Consider the following 14,341-nt stretch of genomic DNA (forward strand, 5'->3'; position numbering starts at 1 on the left):
AAAATAGAATCGCACGAGGGTTCAGCATGACAGATTTACTGACTGCAGCACAGATGCGGGCGATCGAACAAGCGGCCATTGAGTCCGGTGAGGTGACCGGTCTTGAGCTGATGGAACGGGCTGGGCAGGGTGTTGTCGAGGCGATTTTCGAGGAGTGGCCAGAGTTGAACAGGCGAGGGGCCAGCCCCTCGCGTTCCCTGACGTATCCGCGGCCAGATGAAGAGGATCCGTTGCGGGCAGTTGTCTTGTGTGGGCCAGGAAACAACGGCGGGGACGGGTTCGTCGTGGCCAGGCTTTTGCGGGAGCAAGGGTGGGAAGTCGCGGTGTTTCTGTATGGCGACCTAGAGAAGCTGCCGCCGGATGCGCGGGTGAATTATGAGCGGTGGCAGGAGTTGGGGGAAGTTTCTAAGCTTACCCTGCCGACACCGACCAAACGTGAAGTTTCCAAGTTGGAGAAACACGCAGCCCGACCGTCAAGTTCGCAAGGCCCTGATTTGATATTGGATGCTTTGTTTGGAACAGGGCTAATACGTCCGATTGGTGGATTGAAACCTGCTCTTGCCAAGCTTCAGATAGGTTCGGAGGCGGATGCCGATCCGTGGTGGCCGCGCGTCGTTTCGGTCGACATTCCGTCTGGTCTTTGCGCTGATAGCGGTAGGATTCTGGGGGACGAAGGTGTAATTGTTGGCGCCCACCTAACAGTGACGTTTCATAGCAAAAAGCGTGGACATCTTCTGGACGTAGGGGCCCAGTTCTGTGGAAAGACCGTCATAGTTGACATTGGGTTGTCTTCGCCAAGCGATCTCGGTTCGATCTCGCGCAAGTCTTTGGCTGATCTGCATAGCGAGCGACGTTTGAGGAGAGTGCTGTCTCGATTGGTAGATGAAAGTGGATTGCCACAGAATCTCAGCAAAGCTTCGTTTGAGCACAAATACTCGCACGGCCACGCCCTCATCATGACCGGAGGCCCCGGTAAAACCGGTGCTGCGCGGCTGGCAGCGCGGGGGGCGCTGCGGATTGGGGCGGGGCTGGTGACTCTGGGCGTGCCTCCTGCGGCTCTGATGGAGGTTTCGGCGCAAGTGACGGCGGTCATGTTGCAGCGGGTCGAGAGCGCGGATGGTCTGTCGAAAATCCTAGAGGATGAGCGGCTGAACGCTCTGTGTCTCGGCCCCGGTCTAGGGCTAGACCGTGCGCGCGATCTGGTGCCGGTCGCGTTGGCTGCGGAGCGCGCAACGGTTCTGGATGCTGACGCACTGTCGGCTTTCGCGGATGATCCTGCAGCCCTGTTCGAGATGCTGCATGAAAACTGTGTTCTCACCCCGCATGGCGGCGAGTTTGCACGGTTGTTCCCGGACATTGCGCAAAAACTGAAAGCGGTTCCCATCAAGGGTCCGGCCTATTCCAAAGTGGACGCCACCCGAGAGGCAGCCGGGCGGGCAGGGTGCGTGGTTCTGTTCAAGGGACCCGATACCGTGATTGCGGATCCGAACGGGCAATGCTCAGTGAATTCGGCCGTTTATGAACGTGCGGCGCCCTGGTTGGCGACAGCCGGCGCCGGCGACGTGTTGGCGGGGTTTATCACCGGGTTGCTGGCACGGCGGTTCTCGCCCTTGCAGGCCGCGGAAACTGCGGCATGGCTGCATGTGGAATGTGCGCGATCTTTCGGGCCAGGGTTGATCGCTGAAGATTTGCCCGAACAGTTGCCACGGGTTTTGCGGGAAGTAGGTCCTTAATCGCCTCGGCGAAAATCCGCCGCTGCAGTATTCGATGTCCCGAAATGAGCGTATGGTGAAATTCAGATCAGGCGTCAGTATTGCGGCAAGCGGTCTGGGTGACTTGGATGACATATATTCTATCGTTTTGAAGTAGATCAAATTAACACCCTTCAGCTGCGGTTATATTCGCACAAGATGCGCGAGCTGAATGGGCCCGAGACAGGGGATCATAGAGAAATCGCGCACAAGCGAGCAGTGCCCGTAAATGGATCCATTATGGTGAATGACTATGACCCAGAAAGTATCGATAAGCACGATTGCGACTTGTCTGACCGCTGCATCGGCCATCCCAGCAGCGGCGGAGCTTAGATATAACAACAACAGCGGCGGTTATGTTGAGCTGTATGGCCAGTTTAACCCCGTAATTGTCTCAGTTGACGACGGGGATGAGACGGAAACCCGTTTGCTGGACAATGATCTGTCCAACAGCCGGGTAGGGCTGTTTTTGATGCAACCCTACGGTAGCAATGAGTTTACCTTCCGTTTCGAATCCGGTCTGGGCCTGCCGAGCACGGGGAGCGCCAACCAGGATGGGACAAATGCCGATGGTTGGAACCGTGAAGATATTCGGCACGTCGATTTTGCGTTGAAGGGCGGCTATGGTAAGTTTTCTGCCGGGCAGGGCAGCATGGCCTCGGATGGAGCGGCCGAATCCGATCTATCCTATGTTGGCACGGCGCTCTATTCGTTCACCAATGATGAGAATGGCGCCTTCTTTTATCGTGAGTCTGATGGAATGCTAAGCGGCATTACCGTTGGTGACACATCTGATAACTTCGATGGTTCAAGGCGCGGGCGCATTCGCTATGACACGCCAGATTTCAACGGGTTTTCGGCAGCGATAGCCTATGGTCAGAACATCCTGTCCAGCAGCGATGACGATGATTACTACGATGTGTCGGTGTCCTATGGAAATACCATATCCAACGGGGTGGAGATTGCTGCATCCCTCGCCTACGCCGTGCGCGATTACGATAGCGGATCCGGGGAGAGAAAAGACACAATCGGGTCCGCCTCGGTTCTGCTGCCCAGTGGTTTCAGCGTAACCGCAGCTTTGGGTTCAAGAGATGACACTTCCAGCGGTGCCAGTGACCCGAATTACTGGTATGCGAAGCTTGCGTATGAAGACGATTGGGTGTCATGGGGTAAGACTGGTATCGGCATCGACTATTTCGACGGATCTGATTTCTCGATCGACGGCTCGAGTACTAAGGCCTGGGGTATCGCTGTCGTACAGCGCATCGACAGTATCAATACCGATGCCTATTTGAAATACCGTAACCATGATTTCGATGACACCACGAGTTTCGATGACAACGAGGCCTGGGTGCTGGGTGCGCGCTGGAAGTTCTGATCCCGCGAACAATTCCTCAAGAACGCTCCGGCCAGGTCCGGGGCGTTTTTTTGGTCAAATCGGCGGCAAAACAAGGCTGATCCGGGCTTTGCCCCTTGCACGCGGGCGGCTGGGCAAATAGAAGGCCTCAAATTTGCCCGGCGCGCCGTTTTGCGCGCCCCGAATCCTATGGGGACTACCATAATGCAGGTTACCGAGACGCTGAACGAAGGTCTGAAACGCGGCTATAACATTGTCGTATCCGCAGCTGAGCTGGACGACAAAGTTAACGAGAAACTGGTCGAAGCACAGCCTGAAGTCGAGATGAAGGGCTTCCGCAAAGGCAAGGTACCGATGGCACTGTTGAAAAAGCAGTTCGGTCAGCGTCTGCTTGGCGAGGCGATGCAAGAAAGCATCGACGGTGCAATGAACCAGCATTTCGAAGACAGCGGTGAGCGTCCGGCACTTCAGCCTCAGGTGAAGATGACCAATGAGGATTGGAAAGAAGGCGACGACGTACATGTCGAGATGTCTTATGAGGCCCTGCCTGCCATCCCTGAGGTCGACTTGAAATCGGTTGAATTGGAAAAGCTGGTTGTCAAAGCCGATGACGCGGCCGTTGAAGAAGCGCTGGGCAACCTGGCCGAAACCGCGCAGGATTTCAAATCTCGCCGCAAAGGCTCGAAAGCCAAGGACGGCGACCAGATTGTGTTCGATTTTGTCGGCAAGGTTGATGGCGAAGAGTTCGAGGGCGGATCCGCTGAAGACTATCCGCTGGTTCTGGGTTCCAACAGCTTCATCCCCGGTTTCGAAGAGCAGCTGGTTGGCGTAAAGGCCGAGGAAGAAAAAGACGTAAACGTCACCTTCCCCGAAGAGTACGGTGCCGAGCATCTGGCCGGCAAAGACGCTGTGTTTACCTGCACCGTCAAGGATGTGAAAGAACCCGTCGCCGCCGAGATCAACGACGAGCTGGCCACCAAATTTGGTGCAGAAGACCTGGAAGCGCTGAAAGGCCAGATTTCAGAACGTCTGGAAGCGGAATATAGCGGTGCTTCGCGGGCGGTTATGAAGCGTGCTCTGTTGGACGCATTGGACGTGAAGGTTTCGTTTGATCTGCCACCGTCGCTGGTAGAGGCCGAGGCCAAGCAGATTGCACACCAGCTGTGGCACGAAGAAAACCCGGAAGTGGAAGGCCACGACCACGATGAGATCGAGCCGACTGACGAGCACAACAAGCTGGCCGAACGCCGCGTGCGTCTTGGCCTGTTGCTGGCCGAGCTGGGCCAGAAGGCCGAAGTTGAAGTCACCGATGCCGAGATGACCCAAGCGATCATGAACCAGGCGCGCCAATACCCTGGTCAGGAACGCCAGTTCTTTGAGTTCGTGCAGCAGAACGCTCAGATGCAGCAGCAACTGCGCGCGCCGATCTTCGAAGACAAAGTCATCGACTATATCGTCGAGCTGGCCCAGGTTGCGGATAAAGAAGTCAGCAAAGACGACCTGCAGAAAGCCGTAGAGGCATTGGAAGAGGAGTAATCCTCTTCTGCCCATAGAATTCTTATGGGCACAAAAAACGGAGCCGTCTGAAAAAGACGGCTCCGTGTGGGTGGCTTTATGCTTATGAGGTGAGGGGGTCAGGCCTCATGAGCAAAAGCACGGGGGGTCCTTAGCAGAGCAGTTTTCTGCTCTGGGGTGAACCGATCCGAAACTGCTTCGATCAGGTTCAATACAGCTTCGACTTCGGCTTTTGTGGTTGCCGAATTCATCTGTTCGACAAAGTATTTTTCCATCTGGCTTAGTGGTTGGTGGTCGTAATTCGCCACACCTGTATCTGCCGGTGTTTTGTTTCTGGTATACAGATCTATTGCCTTCTCGTCCGTCAGGAATACATCGTGAGCGATGTTCGCATATTCCCGAATTCCGGAAATTCTCTCATCTGAGCAGTCCATCAAAGCGGCCATGGCGACGACTTTACCCATGGGCTTAGCGCTACCGAGGTAGTCATAAGGCGCGTTACCGGACCTTTGCAGAACGCGGTTCATAACTGGATCAATCACCGCGATCGAGTCAAGAACGCCAGCCGCTTTGGCATATTCGAAAGAGCCAATCATAACTTCGCTGGTCACATAGGATACAGAGTTTTCACCGCGTCCTCGGCCCAGTTTTTTAGTATCGACACAGAACCGGGTGGCTTCCCAGACTTGCGCGCTCCGAATTGGAGGTTCTCCATCCAGGATCGAATGGAAAACATCGGACAGCATATGCGGTCCTTTGGTTTGCAGTAGTCTCATGCACCCGACAACGTCCCCCTCGTCGTCGATGCTGACTACATGTGCTGGATGCAGATCATCGAAGTGGTCGCGCTCGCGCCCATCCTCAATATTGACCTCCCAACCAAGGCGATCGCCGAAAACACGAGCGCGCAGTTTGAACATGTCATCCAAGACATCTTTGAACTTATGTTGATTAATACCATCAATAACGATGATCATTTCCATCCCCCTACAGTCTGGTTACCGTAGGGTTTAGGTTAACCAAGAAATAAGCGCAGACTATTAGGGATTTCCCGTAGAAGTGCTTTTTTTTGATTAACCAGGGGCAATTAGGCCCAGGCCGATCGCACGACCAATAGCCTGTGAGGTGGTCAGCGCGCCCAACTTTTCACGCCCGGACCGCATATGAACTTCGACGGTACGGTGTGAAATAGACAAAATATCACCGATATCTTGTTGCGACTTTCCGTCAGCTACCCATTGGAGGATTTCCTGTTCGCGTGTGGACAGCGTGGGCAGGTAAAGAGCTTTGGCCAGCAAGCCGGATTGCATAACAGTATCGTGGGCTTGAACGGCAGCAAGTTGCAGATCACCCATGACATGTTTCTTTAGCTTATCCCATTCGGAATCCGAACAGTCCCGGGTAACGTTTAACAGTCCGCATTCACCATAAGGTCCTCGAACAGGAACTGTTAACCCTCTGGAACTAATGCCAAAATCATGGGCGTCACGAAATACCGCGTTGAACTTCTCGTCCTGATCAAAGCGTCCCCAATCAACGGGTGCAATGCTTAGGACAGATTGATAAAGCGTCGGATCGAAGTGATGAAAGCCCTGGCTGCCATAGTGGATTTTCCACTCATCTGGATAGTTTGCATAGCCCTGCACATCACCTTTGACAGGGTTAAAGGTGGCATAAGACGCATAGTCGAAGCCAAGCTCTTCGCAGACGGCGTTTATAACGTCAGCGGCCGACTTCTCTGTGTGGTCGACCGCGGCCAAATCTATAAGTTTCACCTGTCCAACCCTTGTGGCGGCATATCTCTCCCCCAAGACATGCCAGACTTGTCCTTAGGGGTATACGTTGCGTCAACCACAGGGCATTGTGCAAGCAAATTGTTCGCCTTGTGTAGTCATATTGCGATGTAATGGCAACAGAATGGTCCGAAACAGCAAGTCTCAGATGATTCGTTTCGGGGTAAATCCGGTTATTCCGGACGTAGCCCTGTTTCGACCAGCATCCCACGTGCCTTTGCTTCGGGATAGAACCCTTTTGCGTAAAGGAATATGGCGCGTTGCTGGTCCCCGTCGGACAATAGCCAAGCGCCCCGCAGATATTTCCCGGCAAATTCGAGATTTGTGTCTGCATCCAAAAGGCCTTTGGCGTTTCCAGTATACCCCATTGAACGAGCTGTGGCCGGCAGGATTTGCAGCAAGCCATAATAGGGCCGATTCACAGCCCAAGGTCGGTGAGTGCTTTCGCGAATTGCTAGCTTGTGCACCAGTTCGCGCGGCACTTCGTAGTGGTCGGCCCATTTGTTTATGGAGGCCCGCAGTTCCGGTGTTTCGTTGGGATAGAGCGGAGGATCAAACGTGTTCTGGGTTGGGGTATCGGGCCCTCCGCACGCCGCAAAGGGTGCAATTATCAATAATGCCAATACACTGCGGCGCAGAAGAAATGTCATTGATCGTCTCCGAATAGTTATTATGCGATGATAGGAAACCTATTGATGACCGCAAGCAAAGGCCGGGGCCCAAGCTGGATTTCGCCGGGCGGAGGCATAAAAAAGGCCGCACAGATCGTGCGGCCTTTCTTGTTCAATTCGAAACCCGAGGATCAGGCTTTGGCTTCGTCTTCTTCGGCCGAAGCATCCTGAGCAACCAGATCGTCGTCGTCGGAAGCGGCGGAACCGATATCGTCGAACAGCTCGGCGATTTCGAATTCTGCGGCGGCTTCTTCTTCGGCGGCCAGTTCCTGAATCGATTTGCCCGATGCCTGTAGTTCGGCTTCTTCTTGCGAACGGGCAACGTTCATTTCGATTTTCACTTCAACCTCGGGGTGCAGTTTAACTGCGACTGTGTGCAGACCCAGGTCCTTGATCGGTGCGATCAAGGCAATCTGCTTCTTGTCGACGGTGAAACCTGCTTCGGTAGCGGCGTCTGCGGCGTCACGCGGGGTGACCGATCCGTACAGTGCGCCGGCATCCGAGGCCGAGCGAATCACGATGAATTGCTGTCCGTCCAGCTTTTCAGCCAGCGCTTCAGATTCTTTCTTGGATTCCAGGTTGCGGGCTTCAAGCTGCGCTTTCTGGGCTTCGAACGACGCGATGTTGGCGTCCGATGCGCTCAGCGCTTTGCCCTGAGGCAACAGGAAGTTGCGGGCATAACCGGACTTGACGTCAACGACGTCGCCCATCTGACCCAGTTTCGCAACGCGTTCCAGCAGGATAACTTGCATGTCAGTATCTCCTTACTTAACGGCGTAGGGCAGCAGGGCGAGGAAGCGGGCGCGCTTGATAGCACGGGCCAGTTCACGCTGCTTTTTCGCCGAAACGGCGGTGATGCGCGAAGGTACAATCTTGCCACGCTCAGAGATGTAACGCTGCAGCAGACGAGTGTCTTTATAGTCGATCTTCGGCGCGTTCTCACCCGAGAACGGGCAGACCTTGCGGCGGCGGAAAAATGGTTTTGCGGCCATGGTTTAGTGTCCTTTCTTCAGGCGTTAATCAACGGCGCTCGCGGCGGCCTTCGCGCTCGTCGCGCTTCTGCATCTGGACCGAAGGGCCCTCGTTGTGCTCGTCGACCTTGATGGTCAGAACGCGCATAACGTCGTCGTGCAGGCGCATCAGGCGTTCCATTTCCTGAACGGCGCCAGCGGGAGCGTCGGTCTTGAGGAAGGAATAGTGACCCTTGCGGTTCTTGTTGATCTTGTAGGCCATCGTCTTGACGCCCCAGTACTCGCTGTCGATGACGTTGCCGCCATTGTCAGCCAGAACGGTGCCGAAATGTTCGACGAGGCTTTCTGCCTGCGCGTTGGACAAATCCTGACGCGCGATCATTACATGCTCATATAGTGGCATGTGCACTCCTGTTTCTATCAAGGCGCATTTCATAGGCGGGGCCGTTTCGTCCTTCGCGACCCTGCCACGAGAGGCTGCGCGATTCATGTCGTTTGCGAAGGATGGCCCGATATACACGTTTGTACGCTGGGGGCAAGGCCTGCCACAGATGCCTTTGTGAAGTCGCGCTATTTCCTCTGCGCTGCCCAATTCCTGACGCTTTTCGGCTCAAAGTTGTTTTGTATACCGGAAATTAACCGGACTGACAAAAGTTGGAACGGCAACCTGAGAAACAGGGTACTGAAAATGACCGCGATTAACACAAATACCTTCGAGAAATCCGCCACAGGCGTAAGTTTTGAAAAGTCAGTGCCGGTGCTCATTAGCTTTGCACCAAATTGGAAAGCTCGGATGGTTCTGGCCCGTCTGGCCGGTGCGCTACTGATAGTTTCTGCCTTTTCCATGTGGTTGATGCCCAGCACGGCAATGGCCACCGAAGTCTGGCCGATCAAATTGGCGGCCTCGCTGATGTTCCTTCTGGTAGGTGTCAGCCTTCTGACCATCGAAGTTCTGGACGCGCGTCCTGATGCGTATTTTGACCCGATCCGCCGCGAGGTCCGGGTATTGCAAAAGAATGAAAATGGCCGCCCGCAGACAGTTTTGCGCCGGAGCTATGACAGCCTGGGTGGTGCCCGTTTCATTGAAGACCAGATCGAGTTGTTCGATGTGGACGGCAGCTTGTTGATGAAATTGCCGCTTGAATCGGCGGATGTCAGCCGAGCGCTCAAAGGTCAACTTAGCGGAAGTGTAACAATTTTCGCCTGAGTTTTATTCTGTTCAATTAAGAACAGATATTGTGAAATAATATTACTTGTGTGCTGCCCTAGGGCAGCACATTTTCGTTGTCGAGCAACCCAAGAGGTTTGCATCTACAAAATTGCGGAGATTATCATGAAATCCACCCTTCTTGCAGCAGCGCTCGCGGTTTCGGCCACAACGGCATTTGCCGGCGCCGAAAAATACGTTCTGGACTCCAGCCACAGCCAAGTTCTTTTCAGCTATAACCACCTTGGCTTCTCGACCACCCATGGCATGTTCTCGGGGTTTGAAGGCGAGATCATGTTCGATCAGGAAAACCCGGCTGCATCCAGTGTTACAGTATCCATGCCAGTGGTCGAGATGATTACCGGTTGGAAGCCACGTGAAGACCACTTTATGTCCGAGGATTTCTTTGGTGTGACCGAAGGAGAAATGGTGACCTTTACCTCTACTGGTATCGAAGTCACGGGCGAAAACACTGCCAACATCACTGGCGATCTGACTATGAACGGCGTGACCAAATCGGTTGTTCTTGATGCCAAGCTGAACCAGGTGGGTGAACATCCTATGGCAGGAAAGCCCTGGGCCGGTTTCGACGCAACCACCACCTTAGTGCGTAGTGAGTTCGACCTTGGTCAGTTTGCGCCATTCGTAAGCGACGAAGTTGAGCTTCAGATTTCAGTCGAAGCCCAGAAGGCCGACTAATACCATTACAACGAGTTGAAACGAGGCCGCCGGAGTAACCCTTCGGCGGCCCATTTTCTTAGTTGCCACGTTTTGCTGTAAGATCAACTGATACTGTAACAACAAAACCCAGCGAATCCTCGGTCGACTGCGAAGTGCCGATGTCGAAATCCAGCCGGTTCAGTTCAAGCTGTCCTGAAATAGCTGCGCTGTCACCCTGAAGGTCGAGGGTAAATGGCAACACTACGTCCACACTCTTGTCGCGAATGGTCAACGCGCCGCGCGCTTCGTACCCGTCCTCAGTTTTGAAGAGATCAGCTTTGAATTGAGCGGTTGGAAATTGCGCACTGTCGAAGAAATCAACACCCATTGCCTGATCTGTGACTGTCCCGAGCTTGAGCGATGTTATCGCGATTGTGACATCTGCTGATCCTGCTAGGCCCGGCATGGGCGGATCTTCGAAAGCGATTGCAGCGGTCCAATCGGAAAAGCTGCCGGTTACCGGGCTGCCCAGCTGGGTGATGGTAATGCTTAGATTGCCTTCCTGGACGTTCCAGTCGGACTGTACCTGGGTCAGTTCTGCGACCTCTGTGCCAGCTGTAGATTGGTGGTCAAACGCGCCGATTGACCATCCTCCGACCAGAACGGCACCCCAAATGGCCAAAGAGGCCAATGCGGGGGTCATTGAATGGCTTTGCTCTGGCGGTTCCGGTGCATCCGAGGCGCCCGGCATCATTCGGCGCAGCGTGCTGTCTTTATCGATAATGTGGTGTTTTAGCGCCCCGGCGACGTGCAGCGCGACTGAACCGGCCAGTGTCCAGACGAACAGCCAATGCAGGCTTCCGGTCAGCTCTGCCAGATACTCGGATTTTGGTACAAGGGGTAGGCCCTGCCCGAAGGGCCACAAAATCGGAGCGAAACCTTCGGCGGCAGCGTGATGGGTCCACCCGGTTAGTGGGGCCAGAACCAAAGATGCGTAAAGCAGCCAATGCACGGTTTCAGCTGCAAAGGCCTCGGGCTTGTTCTCGGCGTTCAATAGACCGGGTTTGGTTTGCGCTATCGCCCACATGATACGCGCGAGCGCGACAAAGAAAACAGTGACCCCGACGGTTTTATGGAGAGAAAAAAGGCTGGCGGCGCGTGCAATGTCATCTTCGGTTGTGGCTATGGCCGGATCATAAATCGCATGGGCCAATCCGTTGGCGACCCACCCCAGAGGGAATGCGGTGAAGATAAGTAACGCTGTCAGCCAGTGAAAAGTCTTGGTTACGCTTCCATAGCTTGAGAAGGTGTTTGACGAAGGCATCTGAGGCTCCGGAAGGTGGATCGTATGCAACAACCTACCGCTACAAGCCTAGGACACAATAGCAAGGGATGCACAGAGCCGGTGCCAAAGTGCAGAGATCAGGCAAAGCTTGTGCCGCGCGGTCTGTCGGTTTACACCCCGCGGCAACCTAACGTCATCCAAGAGGTTGCAATGACACGCGCATTTGTTTTCCCGGGGCAAGGTGCCCAGACTATCGGTATGGGCAAGGCTCTGGCCGAGGCCTATCCGGCTGCACAGGCTGTATTCGACGAGGTGGACGAGGCGCTTGGGGAAAAGCTGAGCGATCTGATCTGGGAAGGTGATATTGCGGACCTGACCCTAACCCAGAACGCGCAGCCAGCGCTAATGGCGACCTCGATGGCTGCGATGCGAGCCCTGGAGGCCAATGGGATTTCGATTGCGGATGCTGGTTTTGTCGCTGGGCATTCGCTGGGGGAGTACTCCGCGCTCGCTGCGGCAGGGGCATTGTCGGTCGCTGATACGGCACGCCTTTTGCGCACCCGCGGGCAAGCGATGCAGAGTGCGGTTCCCGTTGGAGAGGGCGCAATGGCCGCTATTCTTGGATTGGATCTTGATGCTGTGCGCACTGTTGCAGACCAAGCTGCGCAGGGTCAAGTTTGTCAGGCTGCCAATGACAATGATCCCACACAAGTCGTGGTATCAGGCGCAAAGGCTGCTGTGGAACGCGCCGCAGAAATCGCCAAAGAAAAAGGCGCCAAGCGCGCGGTCATGTTGCCCGTCAGCGCACCTTTCCACTGTGCATTGATGCAACCTGCCGCTGATGTCATGGCCGAAGCCCTGGCAAATGTCGAAATCAAAGCTCCTGCCGTGCCATTGGTTGCCAATGTGCGGGCCGAGGCTGTCACAGATCCCGATCTGATCCGTGGGTTGCTGATCGAGCAGGTCACAGGTTCGGTTCGCTGGCGCGAAAGCGTACTGTACATGGTTGCGCAAGGCGTGAGTGAAACTTGGGAAATCGGGGCGGGCAAAGCTCTGTCCGGTATGATTCGCAAAATTGACCGTGCGATCGTTGGTAAAGCTGTCGGTACGCCTGATGACGTGCAGAATGTGACACAGGCCGAATCGTGAGACACCGAGCATCAAGAGGAAAACCGAATGTTTGATTTGACAGGTAAGAACGCACTGATCACCGGTGCATCGGGCGGGATCGGTGGAGAAATTGCGCGAAGTTTGCATGCAGCCGGCGCAACTGTGGCTTTGTCTGGAACGCGAGTTGAGCCGCTACAGGCTCTGGCCGACGAATTGGGTGAACGCGCCCATGTTCTGCCCTGCAACCTGAGTGATGCCGAGGCGGTGAAAGCCCTTCCGAAGCAGGCTGCTGAGGCAATGGGATCGGTTGATATCCTGGTGAATAATGCCGGGATCACGCGAGACAATCTGTTCATGCGTATGTCCGATGAAGAATGGCAGAGCGTGATCGACGTCAACCTGACATCTACTGCCCGGCTGTGCAAAGGTGTTTTGAGGGGCATGATGAAAGCGCGCTGGGGCCGGATCATTAATATCTCATCGGTGGTGGGTGCGACAGGGAACCCGGGTCAGGCCAACTATGCTGCATCCAAAGCAGGCATGGTGGGCATGACCAAATCGTTGGCCTATGAGGTTGCCAGCCGTGGAATCACCGCCAATGCGGTGGCACCCGGTTTCATTACGACTGCGATGACCGACAAACTGACCGAGGATCAGAAATCTGGGATTTTGACGCAGGTTCCTGCCGGTCGTATGGGTGACCCCTCGGAAATTGCTGCGGCTGTGCTGTATCTTGCAAGTGCCGAAGCCGGATATGTTACCGGAACCACCTTGCATGTGAACGGCGGTATGGCCATGTTGTGAGCGCGGATCGAGGTGGGCGCGAAAGCGTTTGCCTCGGGCGTTGTCTGTGTTATAGGCGGCGCACATATGCAGGGGCTGGCCGGATGGTCAACCTTCTACTTACCCGGTAATCGGGGACCTAAACCGCCCAGAACGGGCACATCAAGGCCAGCCTGAGCGGGCAAGGGCAGAACCGGGCACTATGCCCTGAAATGAAATGAGGAATAGACATGAGCGACGTCGCAGATCGCGTTAAAAAGATCGTTGTTGAGCACTTGGGTGTTGAAGAAGATAAAGTGACCGAAAACGCGTCCTTCATCGACGATCTGGGTGCAGACAGCCTGGACACTGTTGAGCTGGTTATGGCCTTCGAAGAAGAGTTCGGCATCGAGATTCCTGATGACGCAGCCGAAACCATCCAAACTTTTGGCGACGCCGTCAAATTCATCTCTGAAGCGTCTTAAGACCTTCTTTATCCGCTAAAACGGCGCTTCCGGGCAACGGAGGCGCCGTTTTTTTTGCCCAGCCGGAATTCGCGCTTGCCAGATAGCTATTGACCCGCAACCATTTACGCGAGGCAGGAAATTCTGAGCGGGCAGGGCATGCTACGATCCACCCCGATGATAAATACGGCACGTCTGATGCTTTGCGCTATGCGTCCCGACGACTTTAGTCGTTACGCTGAGATTTGGCGGAACCCTTGTGTTGTGCGCCATCTTGGCCGGGAACCGCTATCGCGGGGCGAAGCGTGGGAATCCTTTCTGAGGAATGCCGGCCACTGGCAGATGGCCGGTTTTGGCCAATGGGCCGTCTTTCGACAGTCGAATCGTCAGATGATAGGTCAAGCTGGCTTTTTCTATCGTAACCGAGGGTTAGGCGACGACTTCGACAGCTTTCCCGAGGCCGGATGGCTATTGGCACCAGAAGCCCAGGGGCAGGGATTTGGTTTTGAAGCGGCACAGGCCGCACATGATTGGTTTGACAGAATAATGCCTGGACCACTGGTTTCCCTGATTGATGCTGAAAACCACGCGTCGCAGAATCTGGCGGCAAAGCTGGGTTATGAGCTCATGGCCGAGCGCGACTATATGGGAAGTCAGGTGAACCTTCTGAAAAGAAACGGGCCGCCCAAACTGGCTTAACCTTTCTCCTTGATCGTGCCGCAAATTGCCTTTGGTTTGCCGAAACTGGAAATTCTCGCCGATAGAGTTGAGGGTATGGTATCCTCTATTGACGTT

At 54.8% G+C, this 14,341-nt stretch carries 16 protein-coding genes; 9 read left to right on the forward strand and 7 right to left on the reverse strand.

Going from position 1 to position 14,341, the window contains the following annotated elements; genetic code table 11:
• The first annotated feature begins 26 nt into the window (after nt 1–26).
• From AC2FH9_RS08670 to tig, 3 genes are all read left to right on the forward strand, one after another.
• Entirely contained in the window at nt 27–1,733 is a 1,707-nt protein-coding gene (locus AC2FH9_RS08670; RefSeq protein WP_496871250.1) for an NAD(P)H-hydrate dehydratase, read from the forward strand.
• 271 nt (nt 1,734–2,004) lie between these two features.
• Nucleotides 2,005–3,129, forward strand: coding sequence for a porin (locus AC2FH9_RS08675; protein WP_496871251.1), 1,125 nt, complete (start codon nt 2,005–2,007; stop codon nt 3,127–3,129).
• Nucleotides 3,130–3,312: 183 nt separating this feature from the next.
• The gene (gene tig, locus AC2FH9_RS08680) at nt 3,313–4,644 is read left to right on the forward strand and encodes a trigger factor (protein WP_496871376.1); all 1,332 of its coding nucleotides are present in this window, start codon (nt 3,313–3,315) and stop codon (nt 4,642–4,644) included.
• Between the two features lie 98 nt (nt 4,645–4,742).
• On the opposite strand, the gene AC2FH9_RS08685 is transcribed toward tig, so the two are convergent.
• The 6 genes from AC2FH9_RS08685 to rpsF form a co-directional block, all read right to left on the reverse strand.
• On the reverse strand, nt 4,743–5,600 hold the full coding sequence (locus tag AC2FH9_RS08685) for an acyl-homoserine-lactone synthase (RefSeq protein WP_496871252.1): 858 nt from the start codon (nt 5,598–5,600) through the stop codon (nt 4,743–4,745).
• 96 nt (nt 5,601–5,696) lie between these two features.
• Complete coding sequence (locus tag AC2FH9_RS08690; protein ID WP_185956601.1) at nt 5,697–6,398, reverse strand: helix-turn-helix transcriptional regulator; 702 nt, start codon at nt 6,396–6,398, stop codon at nt 5,697–5,699.
• A 191-nt stretch (nt 6,399–6,589) separates the two neighbouring features.
• Nucleotides 6,590–7,066 carry a transglycosylase SLT domain-containing protein gene (locus AC2FH9_RS08695; RefSeq protein WP_281994455.1) on the reverse strand — a complete coding sequence of 159 codons (477 nt, stop codon included), beginning with the start codon at nt 7,064–7,066 and terminating at the stop codon, nt 6,590–6,592.
• Nucleotides 7,067–7,218: 152 nt separating this feature from the next.
• Entirely contained in the window at nt 7,219–7,839 is a 621-nt protein-coding gene (gene rplI / locus AC2FH9_RS08700) for a 50S ribosomal protein L9 (protein ID WP_142633139.1), read from the reverse strand.
• Between the two features lie 12 nt (nt 7,840–7,851).
• Nucleotides 7,852–8,079 (reverse strand): 30S ribosomal protein S18, encoded by a 228-nt coding sequence (rpsR, locus tag AC2FH9_RS08705; RefSeq protein WP_005608650.1) that lies wholly within the window; start codon nt 8,077–8,079, stop codon nt 7,852–7,854.
• Between the two features lie 28 nt (nt 8,080–8,107).
• A complete protein-coding gene (gene rpsF, locus AC2FH9_RS08710) occupies nt 8,108–8,461 on the reverse strand; it encodes a 30S ribosomal protein S6 (RefSeq protein WP_142633142.1) in 354 nt (117 codons plus the stop codon).
• 285 nt (nt 8,462–8,746) lie between these two features.
• Here rpsF and AC2FH9_RS08715 point away from each other — a divergent pair, with 285 nt between their 5' ends.
• Both AC2FH9_RS08715 and AC2FH9_RS08720 read left to right on the forward strand, forming a co-directional pair.
• Nucleotides 8,747–9,265: a hypothetical protein gene (locus AC2FH9_RS08715; RefSeq protein ID WP_496695836.1), complete on the forward strand. Its 519-nt coding sequence runs from the start codon at nt 8,747–8,749 to the stop codon at nt 9,263–9,265.
• A 126-nt stretch (nt 9,266–9,391) separates the two neighbouring features.
• The gene (locus tag AC2FH9_RS08720; protein WP_281971916.1) at nt 9,392–9,964 is read left to right on the forward strand and encodes a YceI family protein; all 573 of its coding nucleotides are present in this window, start codon (nt 9,392–9,394) and stop codon (nt 9,962–9,964) included.
• Between the two features lie 58 nt (nt 9,965–10,022).
• Here the strand turns inward: AC2FH9_RS08720 and AC2FH9_RS08725 are convergent, their stop codons facing one another.
• Nucleotides 10,023–11,249, reverse strand: coding sequence for a cytochrome b/b6 domain-containing protein (locus AC2FH9_RS08725; RefSeq protein WP_496749527.1), 1,227 nt, complete (start codon nt 11,247–11,249; stop codon nt 10,023–10,025).
• 171 nt (nt 11,250–11,420) lie between these two features.
• Here AC2FH9_RS08725 and fabD point away from each other — a divergent pair, with 171 nt between their 5' ends.
• The 4 genes from fabD to AC2FH9_RS08745 all read left to right on the forward strand — a co-directional run bounded on the left by fabD (nt 11,421) and on the right by AC2FH9_RS08745 (nt 14,245).
• Nucleotides 11,421–12,359: an ACP S-malonyltransferase gene (gene fabD / locus AC2FH9_RS08730; protein ID WP_496705917.1), complete on the forward strand. Its 939-nt coding sequence runs from the start codon at nt 11,421–11,423 to the stop codon at nt 12,357–12,359.
• Nucleotides 12,360–12,386: 27 nt separating this feature from the next.
• Nucleotides 12,387–13,124 carry a 3-oxoacyl-[acyl-carrier-protein] reductase gene (gene fabG / locus AC2FH9_RS08735; protein ID WP_496749528.1) on the forward strand — a complete coding sequence of 246 codons (738 nt, stop codon included), beginning with the start codon at nt 12,387–12,389 and terminating at the stop codon, nt 13,122–13,124.
• A 209-nt stretch (nt 13,125–13,333) separates the two neighbouring features.
• Nucleotides 13,334–13,567, forward strand: coding sequence for an acyl carrier protein (locus AC2FH9_RS08740; RefSeq protein WP_005982462.1), 234 nt, complete (start codon nt 13,334–13,336; stop codon nt 13,565–13,567).
• Nucleotides 13,568–13,744: 177 nt separating this feature from the next.
• Nucleotides 13,745–14,245 (forward strand): GNAT family N-acetyltransferase, encoded by a 501-nt coding sequence (locus AC2FH9_RS08745; protein WP_496691339.1) that lies wholly within the window; start codon nt 13,745–13,747, stop codon nt 14,243–14,245.
• The last annotated feature ends 96 nt before the right edge of the window (nt 14,246–14,341 follow it).

This window comes from Ruegeria sp. CDSC081 (assembly GCF_059610485.1).